The sequence below is a fragment of the Streptomyces sp. NBC_00289 genome, assembly GCF_041435115.1.
Classification (GTDB): domain Bacteria; phylum Actinomycetota; class Actinomycetes; order Streptomycetales; family Streptomycetaceae; genus Streptomyces.
Genome location: NZ_CP108046.1, coordinates 2,588,980 through 2,601,401 on the forward strand (window position 1 = coordinate 2,588,980; position 12,422 = coordinate 2,601,401).

The following is a 12,422-nucleotide window of genomic DNA, read 5'->3' on the forward strand; positions in this document are numbered from 1 at the left end:
GCCCGCCGCGTGTGACGGGCCAGTACGGTCTATCGCGCCCGGCGACCGCCTACAAGCGCGCGGCGCACACCTTCACCCCTCGTTCGACCCCGGACACGCGGTCGTACGCCCCTCGCGCCCCTCGCGTCCGTCAGCGCCGCGGCAGGGTCAGTTCGAACCAGACGGTCTTGCCGGCCTTCGTACGGCTGGCCCCCCATTCCCGGGACAGCGTGCTGACCACCCGCAGACCGCGCCCGGACTCGTCGTCGGGGCCGGCGCTCAGCAGGGTCGGCAGGTCGTGGTCGTCGTCGTCCACCTCGCACAGCAGCGTGTCCCCACGCACCAGGCGCAGATCGAGGGGGCTGCTGTGGGAGTGCCGTACGGCGTTGGCGACGAGCTCGCCGACCATCAGCTCGGCGTTGTCGGCCAGCCCGGCCAGTCCCCACGCGTGGAGCTGTTCGCGCACCACCGCGCGGGCCCGGCAGGCCTCGGCCGGGTCGAGGGTCAGCCGCCACTCGGCCACGTCGTCGGGTTCGATGCCGGTGAGGCGGGTCATCAGCAGGGCCACGTCGTCCTTGCGGCCGCCGCGGGTGTTCAGGGCCCGGATGATGGTGTCGCAGGCGTCGTCCATGGACGCGGCGGGATGAGCCGCGGACTCGCAGAGCGTCGCCAGGCCCACGCCGATGTCCTCGCCGCGCACCTCCACCAGGCCGTCGGTGCACATCACCAGCCGGTCGCCGGGCGCCACCCGCACGCGCAGCGACTCGAAGGGCACCCCGCCGACGCCGATGGGCGCGCCCGTGGGCAGTTCGAGCAGTTCGCTGCGGCCGTCGCCGGCGCGGACCAGGACCGGCGGGATGTGGCCGGCGTTGGCGATCTCCAACTCGCTCGCGATCGGGTCGTAGACCACGTACAGGCAGGTGGCGAGGTAGGTGTCGCCGAGTCGCTGGGCGAGGTCGTCGAGGTTGCGCAGCAACTGGGCGGGCGGGAGGTCGAGAGCGGCCATGGTCTGGACGGCCGTACGCAACTGGCCCATCATGGCGGCCGAGTTGAGGCCGTGACCCATCACGTCGCCGACGACCAGCGCGGTGCGGGCGCCGGGCAGCTTGACGGAGTCGAACCAGTCGCCGCCGACCCGGCCGAGGAGGGTGCCGGGCAGATAGCGGGTGGCGATGTCGCAGCCCGCCATGCGCGGCGGGATGTGCGGCAGCATGCTGTCCTGGAGGGTCTCGGCGACGCTCTCCTGGTAGGTGTACATGCGCGCGTTGTCGAGCACGAGGCCCGCGCGGGCGGCGAGTTCGCCACCGGTGACCCGGTCCATGTCGTTGAACTCGACGCGCTCGGGGTGCCGCAGCAGGATCATGAACCCGAGGACGACGTTGCGTGCCTTGAGCGGAACGACCAGCATCGAGCGGCCGGTGATGAGGGGCCGGATGTCCCGCTTCTCGAACTGCGAGGCGATGGCGTGCCCCATCTGCTCGCTGATGCGCGGCACGAGGACGGGTTCACCGGTGGTCATGCACTGGAAGAACGGTGTGTGCGCCGGGAACGGCATGGCCTCGCCGACCGGCACGACGTCGTCCCAGCGGCCGGGTTCGTCGGTGTGCTCGAGGGCCACCCGGTGCCACATGGTGGTCGTGTCGGGCACTCCCTCGGGGAATCCCTCGCCCGCGACGACCTGCTCGCGCAGATAGGTGCCCGCGACGTCGGTGAAGCGCGGCACGACCGCCTTGCTGACCTCGACGATGGTCGTGGCCAGGTCGAGCGAGGTGCCGATGCGGCCGCTGACCTCGGTCAGGAACTCCAGACGCTCGCGCACGGCGGCGTATTCGAGGTCCTCGCCCTCGTCACGGAGGTCCTGCGGCAGGGGCAGCCCCTGGGCGAGGGCGCGGGCGGCACGCTCCCGGCGAGCCCGGCGTTCCGCGCGCCGGGGCACGCCCCAGTCGGGCGTGACGGGCACCCGGTCGTTCTGGCTGAACTCCAGTACCGGGTAGCCCAGTTCGAGGACCTGTCCGACGATACGGGCGCTCTCGTCGACGCTCATGCTGGGCAGGATCTCGGGAAGCCGCCGGGCCAGGTCGTCGGCGCCGGGGAAGTCGGTGTGCAGGGCGAAGCCGGGCGCGATCCGCTCGAAGGCGAGGTCCTGGGCGTCCTCGTCGGGGTCCGCGGGGTGCAGTCCGTCCGCGTCGGCGGCCAGCACCAGCAGCCGCTCCCGCCCCGGTCCCACCAGCGGGTACGCCCACCACAGCACGTCGACCCTGGCCGCCCCGCCGGGCGCGGGGACCTCCTCGTGCCGCCCGCGCTCGGGCCCACCGAGGCGGGCGCGACCGGCGGCCGGGTAGGCCAGCCTGCCGTCGAGGGACGACTCGAGATCGGGCCCGAGGTTGTCGTAGGCCGCGTAGGCGCCGTAGGGACCGATGCCGTCCGGGTCGGGGAGCACACCGGAGACCGGCAGGAGGTCGACGGCCGACCGGCCGATCGCCTCGTCCTTGCCGGCGCCGAACAGGCGGCGCGCGCCGCTGCTCCAGTGGGAGACGAGGCCGTCACGGTCCACCACGACCACGGCGAGCGGGATGCGGCCGGCCGCGGTGGCTTCCGCCGTCTCACCGGTTTCCGCTCCGGGGCGGGGAGGCGCGTCCCTTTCGGTGCCACGTTCCATGGCCAAGGCTCTCTCTCCCCACGGCTCGGCAAGATCTGTGCCGCCGTCACCACCGTACGGCCCCCGTCGGAAGGGATGTGCGGCAATACTGGAATTGCCCGCACGGGCGTGCACCGGCGCACGGGCCCGCGCATCGGCCGCCGCTCAGTCCTCGTGCCCGAGCTGCAGGTCGCGTTCCGTCCGTCCGCCTCCGGCCACCTGGAGCACGGTGGCGACCGGCGGGTAACCCGAGGTGATGACGGTGTACTCACCGGAGGCCAGGTCGACGAACCGGAACAGGCCGTCCGCCCCGGTGGTGAGCGTGTCGACGACGTTGCCCGCCGCGTCCAGCAGGGTCACGCGCGCATCCTCGGCGGGCCGTCCGCCACCGGCCCGAACGGTGCCGCGCAGCACCGCTCCGCCGGCGAGTTCGATGTCCTGGCGGGTCTCCCGGGCGGCCTGGACGGTGACGGGCAGGGCGGCCGGGCGGAACGCGGGCGCGCCCGCGGCGAGGGTGTACTCGCCGGCCACCAGCTCCGTGAGGACGTAGCCGCCCTCGCGCCCGCTGCGCGCGCCGGCCACGACCTCGCCGTGCACGTCGGTGAGGGTGACCACGGCGTCCCGCACCGGCGTGCCGTCGGCGGTCAGCACGCTCCCGGCGAGGCGCCCGGCGCCGCCGAGCACGACGTCAAGCTCCACGGGCCGCTCGCCGACCGTCACGGAGACCGCCTGCGGCTGGTGGCCGCCCGCCGCGGCGATCAGCACGTACGACCCCGACCCGGGCGTGGACAGCGCGTACCGTCCGTCCTCGCCGCTCGCGCCCCGCCCGATCTGGTGTCCGGCGTTGTCGATCAGCGTGAGTGCGGCACGCGGCACGACGGTCCCGTCGGGGTGCCGCACCGTTCCGCGGACCGCGGTTCCGGTGGCGTGCGGCGAACGGGCCTGCGGCACCGGGGCGTTCGGGGCCGCGGCGAGTGTCGTCTCGGCCGGGGCGTGGGACACCAGGGGTTTCTCCTTGAGGAAGAAGGCGATCAGCAGGCCGAGGACGAGCACCGGTACGAGGTAGAGGAAGATCCGGGGCATCGCGTCGGCGTAGGCGCGGATGTAGCCGTCGCGCAGCGCCGGGGGCAGCGTGTGGACCAGCTGCGGGGTGATGGACTCGGGGGCGGGCAGCCCGGCACCCGCGGGGACACGCTGGGCCAGGGCGTCGGCGAGCCGGTCGGCGAAGAGCGTGCCGAAGACCGCGGCGCCGACGCTGCCGCCGATCTGCCGGAAGTAGTTGTTGGCGCTGGTGGCGGTGCCGAGGTCGGCGGGGCGCACGGAGTTCTGCACGGCGAGGACGAGGACCGGCATCACCATGCCGATGCCGGCGCCGAGGACGGCCATCCAGACGCTGTACTGCAGCCGGGGCGTGTCGACATCGAGCCGGGACAGCAGCCACATGCCGACGGCGGCGAGGGCGCTGCCGAGGACGGGGTAGATCTTGTAGCGGCCGGTGTGGCTGATGAGCTGTCCGGCGATGATCGAGGCGCCGACGATGCCACCCATCATCGGCAGCATGAGCAGGCCCGACTCGGTGGCCGTGGCTCCGTCGACCATCTGCAGGAAGGTCGGCAGGTAGCTGGCGGCGCCGAACAGGGCGACGCCGATCACCAGGCCCACCAGACCGGTGACGTTGAAGACGGAGTCCCGGAACAGCCGGAGCGGGATGAGGGGTTCGGCGGCGAAGCGCTCGGCGAGGAGGAAGAGGACGGTGGCGGCCGCGGCGCCCGCACCGAGGCCGAGGACGACGTGCGAGTTCCAGGCGTACTCGCTGCCGCCCCAACTGGTCAGCAGGACCAGGCAGGTGGAGGCCGCGGTGAGCAGCAGGACGCCGAGGAGGTCGAGCCGCGCCCTGACGGCGGGTTTCGGCAGTTTCAGTACGACGGTGACGAGGGCCAGGGTGAGGAGGCCGAAGGGCACGTTGACGTAGAAGCACCACCTCCAGCTGAGGTGGTCGGTGAAGTAGCCGCCGAGCAGGGGGCCCGCGACGGAGGCGAGCCCGAAGGCGGCGCCGATCAGGCCCATGTAGCGGCCGCGCTGCCGGGGCGGCACGATGTCCGCCAGGATCGCCTGCACGCCGATCATCAGGCCGCCCGCGCCGACGCCCTGGACCGCGCGGAAGGCGATCAGCTGGTCCATGGTGCGCGCACGCCCGGCGAGCGCGGAGCCGACGACGAAGACGACGATCGCGAACTGGAAGACGCCCTTGCGGCCGAGGAGGTCCCCGAGCTTGCCGTAGACGGGCAGTCCGACGGTGGCGGTGAGGAGGTAGGCGGTGATCGCCCAGGACATCCGGTCCAGGCCGTGCAGCTCACCGACGATCTTCGGGAGCGCGGTGGCGACGATCATCTGCTCCAGGGCGGCGAGCAGCAGCGCCAGCACCAGCGCGAGGAAGACCAGTTTCACCCGGCGGGGCCCGAGGACGACGGCCGGGGCGGATGCCGGGGCGGGATCGGGAGGCGCCGCTACCGGTTCGTCCTGCACCAGAGTCGTCCCGCGCACGTACTGCTCCCCTCGTCGCACCTGTCAGACAATTCCCGCATTGAGCGACAACTACGAACAAGCGCGACGAGTTACGGCGTCCTGCCGGACAGCGGGGAGATGCACTCGAAACGGTGAGGCGAGCGGCGAGGTGGCCAACGCCCGGCGAGGGATCGCCCGTTGCCGCTACTTCTCGACCTCGGCGGCGAGCTTGCCGAGCACCTCGTCGTAGATCCGGCCGAGGCCCTTGGGCGCGAAGGTCCGCTCGAAGAAGCCGCCGATGCCGCCGGCGCCGTTCCACACGCTGGTCACGACGACACGGGACGCGCCCTCACCGGCCGGGGTGACGCGCCAGGTGGTGACCATCGAGGAGTTGCGGTCCGTCTCGACGAGTTCGCCGTCGGTGGGTTCGCTCACCTCCAGGAGGCAGTCCCGCACGCGCTTGCTGGTGGCCTGGAGCTTCCAGTGGACGAGGGTGCCCTCGCCGTCGCCGCCCTCGCGCACCTCGTACTCGCTGAAGTGCTCGGGCAGCAGCTTCGCGCGCGTCCCGCTGTAGTCGGCGAGGGCGTCGAACACCTTCTCCGCGTCCGCCGCGACGACCCGCTCCGTACCGGCCTCGACCTGCGCCATTGACTTCCTCCAGGACCTGAATTCTCGGGGGCGGGGGCAAGCCAACCACCCCGGTCCCCGGCCGCCCAAATCGGGGTGACGTAAGCGGTCGCGAGGCGATCGGAATACGCGGTCGCACGATCAAGGGAACATGTGTTCTATTCTGTGGCCAGTGCTACCCGAGGAGGCCTCATGCGCTGGGAGAACCTCACAGTGGAGTCCGCCGGCAGTCCGGCCGACACCGCGCTGTTCGGCGCGGACGCGGTGACCACCCGTACCTTCGACACGCCCGAGTTCCGCGGGATCACGTTCCACGAGATCCGGGCCCGCTCGATCCTCAACCGGGTGCCGGGGGCCTCGCGAATGCCCTTCGAGTGGACGGTCAACCCCTACCGCGGTTGTTCACACGCGTGCGTCTACTGCTTCGCCCGCAAGACGCACAGCTACCTGGACCTCGACACGGGTCTCGGCTTCGACTCCCAGATCGTCGTCAAGGTGAACGCGCCGGAGCTGCTGCGCCGCCAGCTCGCCTCACCCCGCTGGCAGGGCGAGCACATCGCGATGGGCACCAACGTCGACTGCTACCAGCGGGCGGAGGGCCGGTACCGGCTGATGCCGGGCATCCTGGGCGCCCTGCGCGACCGCGCCAACCCCTTCTCCATCCTGACCAAGGGCACGCTGATCCTGCGCGACCTCGACCTGCTCACCCGGGCGGCCGAGGTGACGGACATCGGCATCTCCGTCTCGGTCGGCTTCACCGACCCCGAGCTGTGGCGCACGGTCGAGCCGGGCACGCCCTCGCCCGAACGCCGCCTCGACGTGGTGCGGACCCTGGGCGAGCACGGCATCGACTGCGGCGTCCTGATGGCACCGGTGATCCCGTTCCTGAGCGACCAGCCGGCCCAACTGCGCGCCACCGTGCGGGCGATCGCGGCGTCCGGAGCCGGCTCCGTCACCCCGCTGGTGCTGCATCTGCGCCCGGGCGCCCGCGAGTGGTTCATGGCCTGGCTGACCCACCACCACCCGCACCTGGTACGCCGCTACGAGCGGCTGTACGCCGGCGGCTCCTACGCCCCGAAGTGGTACCAGCGTCGGATCACCCGTCAGGTCCACGACCTGGCACAGGAGTACGGCATCGGTCCCGCGCGCGCGGGGATGCCGCGTCGGATCAGGGAGCCCGAGCCCGCCGGGCAGCCGGTGTCCGGGCCCACCCAACTCACGCTGATCTGAGTCGATCCCACACCGGGATCTCGGAGCATCCGAGCGCATCCCACGGCCCAATTGGGTCAAGAATCGGCGGAACGCGTTCCTCCGGGTGTGCTTTCCGGGACTATGCGGCGGGGACCGCGGCACGTGCGGTCCGAACACCTCCGTCCTGGGAGGACCTCATGAGAAAACGCGCAGCCGTGCTGTGCGGTGCCGCAGTCGTCGTGGCCGGAACCATCACGGCCGTCCCCGCCGACGCGAGCGCCTCACCGCCCGCGGACCTCGCTCGGGCCGCGAAGCTCACCTGGAAGAAATGCGGCACCACCGACTACCCGACGCTCCAGTGCGCGTCCCTCAAGGTGCCGCTCGACCACGCGAACCCGCACGGGCGGCAGATCACCCTGGCGCTGTCCCGTGTTCCGCACACCGCGAAGAAGTACCAGGGCCCGCTGCTGGTCAACCCCGGCGGCCCCGGTGGCAGCGGTCTGACACTCGCCGGATTCGTCGCCTCCGCCCTGCCCAAGGCCGTCGCGGCCCAGTACGACGTCATCGGCTTCGACCCGCGCGGGGTGGGCGCGAGCAAGCCCGCCCTGAACTGCGAGCCGGGCTACTTCAACCCGGTCCGCCCCGACTCCGTCCCCGGTACACACGCGATCGAGAAGGCCAACCTCAAGCGCGCCAAGTCCTTCGCCGGCGCCTGCGGCAGGAAGTACGCGAGCGTGCTGCCGTACATCAACACGGTCGCCGCCGTGCGGGACATGGACTCGATCCGCGGCGCCCTGGGCGCGAAGAAGATCAACTACTTCGGTTACTCGTACGGCACGTATCTCGGAGCCGTCTACGCCAAGCTCTACCCCGAGCGGGTGCGCCGCCTGGTGCTGGACTCGATCGTCGACCCCACGGGCGTGTGGTACGACGACAACATCTCCCAGGACTACGCCTTCAACGACCGCCACCGTGCGCTCATGGCGTGGATCGCGAAGTACCACACGACGTACAAGCTCGGCACCGATCCGGAGAAGATCGAGGCCAAGTGGTACGCCATGCGGGCCGCGCTCGCCAAGAAGCCCGCGGACGGCAAGGTCGGCGCCTCCGAACTGGAGGACACCTTCATCCCGGGCGGCTACTACAACGGCTACTGGCCCTACCTCGCCGAGGCGTTCGCGGCCTACGTGAACGACAAGAACGATGACCCGTTGGTCGAGGCGTACGAGAACTTCGCCGCCGTCGACGCCTCCGGGGACAACGGCTACAGCGTCTACACCTCGGTGCAGTGCCGTGACGCCTCCTGGCCGCGCGACTGGGACCAGTGGCGCAAGGACAACTGGGCGGTGTACGAGAAGGCGCCGTTCATGGCCTGGAACAACGCCTGGTACAACGCGCCGTGCGCGTTCTGGCCGACAGAGTCCAAGAAGCCGGTGAACATCGCCAACGGCAAGCTGCCGCCGACGCTGCTCTTCCAGGCGACGAACGACGCGGCGACCCCGTACGAGGGCGGCGCGACGGTCCACCGGATGCTCGCCCGTTCCAGCCTGGTGGTCGAGCAGGGCGGCGGGAACCACGGCATCACACTGAGCGGGAACGCCTGCCTGGACACGTACCTGACCGCGTACCTGACCGACGGCACGGTGCCGCGCGGTCACGGCGAGGCTGACGCGGTGTGCCGGAAACTGGCCGACCCCAAGCCGCTGAGCACGAAAGCCGCGCCCACCTCGGCGCGCGGCTCGACGCTGCACGGACTGCTCGGCTTCCGCGGCTGAACCGTCAGGCTTCCGCGGCTGAACAGTCAGGGCCCGCACGACCCTCGTGGCCGTGCGGGCCCGGACTGTTCGGGGCGGCCCCCGTGGCCGTGCGGGCCCTGACGGTTCAGGGCGGCCCCTGTGGCCGTGCGGGCCCTGACAGTCCCGCACCGACCGCACCGACCGCACCGACCGCACCAGCCGTAAACCGGAGGCCCGCCGACCCCGGCGGGTTCTAGGGTGCCGCCATGGACGACGAGCCTCTCCACATCCGCGCGATGACCCTGCCCGACTGCGACCGCGTGGCGGAGATCCGCGTCCGCGGCTGGCAGAGCGCGTACCGGGGGCTGATGCCGCAGCCCCACCTCGACGCGCTCAGCGTGACGGCGGACGCCGAGCGGCATCGCGCCCGGTTCACGCGCGGCGACGGCAGCGTGCTGAACATCGTCGCCGAGCGGGGCGGCGAACTCGTCGGCTGGGCCTGCCACGGGCCGTACCGGGACGAGGAACTGCGCACCGACGACGCCGAGTTGTACGCGATCTACGTCGACCCCGGCCACTACGGCGCCGGTGTCGGACACGCCCTGCTCCAGGAGTCCGTGCGGCAGCGCACCGCCGCCGGGCACGACCGCATGTTCCTCTGGGTCCTGGAGGGCAACACCCGCGCCCGGCGCTTCTACGAACGGGCCGGCTTCCGGGCCGACGGCGCCGAGGAGCCGTACGAGGTGGACGGCGTCCCGGTGCCCGAGGTGCGGTACGTCCGCACGCTGACGCCGTCCTCCCACTAGAAGCTGGATGTCGGTGCCGGACCCCCTGAACCCGGCATGGCCCCTACGGGAGGTCCCGGCTCAGCGCCGGCGGGGGATGCGGGCCAGGGCCCGGACCGCCGCCTCCGCGAGCGCGGGGTGGGCGAGCGCCTTGTCGAGGACGGGTTCGGCCCGCGCGTCGCCCAGCGTCCCGAGGCCCTCCACGCAGGCGAGCGCCACGCGCCGGTAGGGGTCGTGGGGGCGCAGGCGCCGTTCGAGTGTGGTGATCAGGGCCGGCACGGACTCGGGGGCGCGCAGCCGGACCAGCAGCCGGACCGGGTGCAGGGCGTAGGCGACGCGCAGTTCGTTGGTGGCGAGGGTGGCCGCCGCGCGGGCGGTGCGCGGGTCCGCGAGCCGGGCCAGGGCGTACGCGGCGGAGGCGCAGCGCTGCGGGTCGCGGTGGTTGAGAAGCAGGACGAGGGCTTCGAAGGCGCGCCGGTCACCGGCGAGGCCGAGCCGGAACGCGGCCAGCTCCCGGGCCCACAGCGGCTGTGCGGGTTCGGTGAGCACTCCGGCGAGTTCGTCGGGGTCCTCGGTCGCCACGAGACGGTGATAGCCGGCCCCGCCGCCCGACTCCTGCCGTAAGCGCTCCGTGAGCGATCGCAACTCTTCGTCCATGAAGCCGAGATTAGGGGTGCCGTCCGACGGCCGGGAGCTACATCACAAACTCGGGGGCTGGCGCGCTCGTTACCGGCGAGTTAAGCTCAGACGAGCGAGTTACCCACTCGCATCTGCTTGCAGTGGCCTGGTGACGCAGCCGCTGCGAGTGCTGGTCGGTTCGGTACCTCGTGTACCGCTGTACGACCCGGCTCCGGGACAGGGCCGGTCGGCATCCTCCGTTCTCCGGGCGTGTGCACGCCCAGGACCACGGCACCGGGCGTGTGCGCCTGCAGCCCGGAAACACCCGCACTCCTCTCGCACCCGTGCGCCTGACGGCGTACCCGGGCGCGCTCCCAGTCGTCACCCTCATTTCTGGAGTCCGCGATGGCCACTCCCCTGTCCGACACCCCCCTGTCCCCGCTCACGACCGTCGCCGTCGTCGGCCTCGGCACCATGGGCACAGGCATCGCCGAGGTCCTGGCGAAGGCCGGCCGCACGGTCGTCGGCATCGACCTCAGCGAGGCCGCGACCGCGAAGGCCCTCGCCACCCTGGAGTCCGCGACCGCCCGCGCCGTGGAGCGCGGCCGGCTGACCGAGCGGGAACGCACCGACGCCCTCGCCCGGGTCACCACCTCCACCGACCTGCGCGCCGCCGCCGACGCCGACCTGGTCATCGAGGTGGTCCCGGAGTCGTACGAGATCAAGCACCAGATCTTCCGTGAACTCGACGGCATCGTGCGGCCCGAGACGATCCTGGCGACCGGCACCAACGCCCTGTCCGTCACGCGTCTGGCGGCCGACTCGGCCCGTCCGGAGCGCGTTCTCGGCCTGCACTTCTTCAATCCGGCGCCGGCGATGAAGCTGGTCGAGGTGGTCTCGTCGGTGCTGACCGCGCCCGCGGCCGTCGCCGCGGTCACGGACCTGGCTCTGGAACTCGGCAAGGAGCCGGTCGCGGTCGGCGACCGTCCCGGCTTCGTCGCGGACGGCCTGCTCTTCGGCTACCTCAACCAGGCCGCCGCGATGTACGAGGCGAAGTACGCCTCCCGGGAGGACATCGACGCCGCGATGCGGCTCGGCTGCGGCCTGCCCATGGGTCCGCTGGCGTTGCTCGACCTGATCGGCGTGGACACCGCCCGCACGGTCCTGGAGGCCATGTACGCCGAGTCCCACGACCGGCTGCACGCCCCCGCCCCGATCCTCAAGCAGCTCAGCGAGGCCGGGCTCACCGGCCGCAAGTCGGGGCGCGGGTTCTACACCTACGAGACCCCCGGCGGCGCGACCGTCGTCCCGGACGGCCTGACACCGGTCTCCGCGGGCTCCGAGGCCGCCGGCCGTCCGGTCCACGCCGTCGGTGTCGCGGGCTCGGGCACCATGGCGTCCGGTATCGCCGAGGTCTTCGCGAAGGCCGGCTACCAGGTCGTCCTGGCCGCCCGCAGCGAGGAGAAGGCGCAGGCCGCCAAGGCCCGGATCGGCAAGTCGCTCGCGCGTTCCGTCGACAAGGGCCGGCTGACCGCCGAGGCCGCCGCCCAGACGCTGGAGCGGATCACTCCGGCGGGCTCCTACGACGCCTTCGCCGACGTCGACCTGGCCGTGGAGGCGGTCGCCGAGGACCTGGAGGTCAAGCAGCAGCTGTTCGCGACGCTGGACAAGGTCTGCAAGCCGGGCGCGGTGCTGGCCACCACGACCTCGTCGCTGCCGGTCGTCGCGTGCGCCCGGGCCACCTCGCGTCCGCAGGACGTGATCGGCATGCACTTCTTCAACCCGGCACCGGCGATGAAGCTGGTCGAGGTCGTCCGGACCGTGCTGACGGCCGACGACGTGCACGCGACGGTCCGCGAGGTCTGCGTCAGGATCAGGAAGCACGCCGTGGACTGCGGTGACCGGGCCGGCTTCATCGTGAACGCCCTGCTCTTCCCGTACCTCAACAACGCGATCAAGATGGTCCAGGAGCACTACGCGTCCCTGGACGACATCGACGCGGCGATGAAGCTGGGCGGCGGCTACCCGATGGGCCCCTTCGAGCTGCTGGACGTCGTCGGCCTCGATGTCTCGCTGGCCATCGAGAAGGTGCTGCACCGCGAGTTCCGCGACCCGGGCCTGGCCCCGGCCCCGCTGCTGGAGCACCTGGTGGCCGCCGGCTGCCTCGGCCGCAAGACGGGCCGCGGCTTCCGCGAATATGCCCGCCGCTGAGCGTCCTGGCGACCGGTTCACCGCGAACGAGGACTGGGGCGGGCTGCTCGACCCGGGCAGGCCCGCCCCGTTCCCGGCTCCCGGCACTCCCCCGCCCGCCCGGGGCGGGGGAACTCCTGGACGTGCGCGTCA

The 12,422-nt window shown here is 72.0% G+C and carries 8 protein-coding genes; 4 read left to right on the forward strand and 4 right to left on the reverse strand.

The features are described 5' to 3' along the window. Positions 1-130: 130 nt before the first annotated feature. The 3 genes from OG985_RS12135 to OG985_RS12145 form a co-directional block, all read right to left on the reverse strand. Positions 131-2,638 (reverse strand): SpoIIE family protein phosphatase, encoded by a 2,508-nt coding sequence (locus OG985_RS12135; RefSeq protein WP_371668308.1) that lies wholly within the window; start codon positions 2,636-2,638, stop codon positions 131-133. A gap of 144 nt (positions 2,639-2,782) precedes the next feature. Beyond that, the gene (locus tag OG985_RS12140) at positions 2,783-5,161 is read right to left on the reverse strand and encodes an MFS transporter (RefSeq protein WP_371668309.1); all 2,379 of its coding nucleotides are present in this window, start codon (positions 5,159-5,161) and stop codon (positions 2,783-2,785) included. A 165-nt stretch (positions 5,162-5,326) separates the two neighbouring features. Further along, positions 5,327-5,770 carry an SRPBCC family protein gene (locus OG985_RS12145; RefSeq protein WP_371668310.1) on the reverse strand — a complete coding sequence of 148 codons (444 nt, stop codon included), beginning with the start codon at positions 5,768-5,770 and terminating at the stop codon, positions 5,327-5,329. Between the two features lie 171 nt (positions 5,771-5,941). Between OG985_RS12145 and OG985_RS12150 the strand changes: the two genes are divergently transcribed. The 3 genes from OG985_RS12150 to OG985_RS12160 all read left to right on the forward strand — a co-directional run bounded on the left by OG985_RS12150 (position 5,942) and on the right by OG985_RS12160 (position 9,482). Continuing rightward, positions 5,942-6,979: an Rv2578c family radical SAM protein gene (locus OG985_RS12150; protein ID WP_371668311.1), complete on the forward strand. Its 1,038-nt coding sequence runs from the start codon at positions 5,942-5,944 to the stop codon at positions 6,977-6,979. A gap of 158 nt (positions 6,980-7,137) precedes the next feature. After that, positions 7,138-8,715, forward strand: coding sequence for an alpha/beta hydrolase (locus OG985_RS12155; RefSeq protein WP_371668312.1), 1,578 nt, complete (start codon positions 7,138-7,140; stop codon positions 8,713-8,715). Positions 8,716-8,942: 227 nt separating this feature from the next. Beyond that, positions 8,943-9,482, forward strand: a complete 540-nt coding sequence (locus tag OG985_RS12160) for an N-acetyltransferase family protein (RefSeq protein WP_371668313.1) — start codon at positions 8,943-8,945, stop codon at positions 9,480-9,482. A 60-nt stretch (positions 9,483-9,542) separates the two neighbouring features. Here OG985_RS12160 and OG985_RS12165 read toward each other — a convergent pair whose 3' ends face one another. Beyond that, the gene (locus tag OG985_RS12165) at positions 9,543-10,118 is read right to left on the reverse strand and encodes an adenylosuccinate lyase (RefSeq protein ID WP_371668314.1); all 576 of its coding nucleotides are present in this window, start codon (positions 10,116-10,118) and stop codon (positions 9,543-9,545) included. Between the two features lie 366 nt (positions 10,119-10,484). Here OG985_RS12165 and OG985_RS12170 point away from each other — a divergent pair, with 366 nt between their 5' ends. Next, complete coding sequence (locus OG985_RS12170; RefSeq protein ID WP_371668315.1) at positions 10,485-12,290, forward strand: 3-hydroxyacyl-CoA dehydrogenase family protein; 1,806 nt, start codon at positions 10,485-10,487, stop codon at positions 12,288-12,290. Positions 12,291-12,422: the final 132 nt, after the last annotated feature.

What these genes read in the sequence shown, in the direction of transcription:
- OG985_RS12135 (WP_371668308.1), bottom strand. Translation starts at nt 2,638, where the DNA reads ATGGAACGTGGCACCGAAAGGGACGCGCCTCCCCGCCCCGGAGCGGAA.
- OG985_RS12145 (WP_371668310.1), bottom strand. Translation starts at nt 5,770, where the DNA reads ATGGCGCAGGTCGAGGCCGGTACGGAGCGGGTCGTCGCGGCGGACGCG.
- OG985_RS12150 (WP_371668311.1), top strand. Translation starts at nt 5,942, where the DNA reads ATGCGCTGGGAGAACCTCACAGTGGAGTCCGCCGGCAGTCCGGCCGAC.
- OG985_RS12155 (WP_371668312.1), top strand. Translation starts at nt 7,138, where the DNA reads ATGAGAAAACGCGCAGCCGTGCTGTGCGGTGCCGCAGTCGTCGTGGCC.
- OG985_RS12160 (WP_371668313.1), top strand. Translation starts at nt 8,943, where the DNA reads ATGGACGACGAGCCTCTCCACATCCGCGCGATGACCCTGCCCGACTGC.
- OG985_RS12165 (WP_371668314.1), bottom strand. Translation starts at nt 10,118, where the DNA reads ATGGACGAAGAGTTGCGATCGCTCACGGAGCGCTTACGGCAGGAGTCG.
- OG985_RS12170 (WP_371668315.1), top strand. Translation starts at nt 10,485, where the DNA reads ATGGCCACTCCCCTGTCCGACACCCCCCTGTCCCCGCTCACGACCGTC.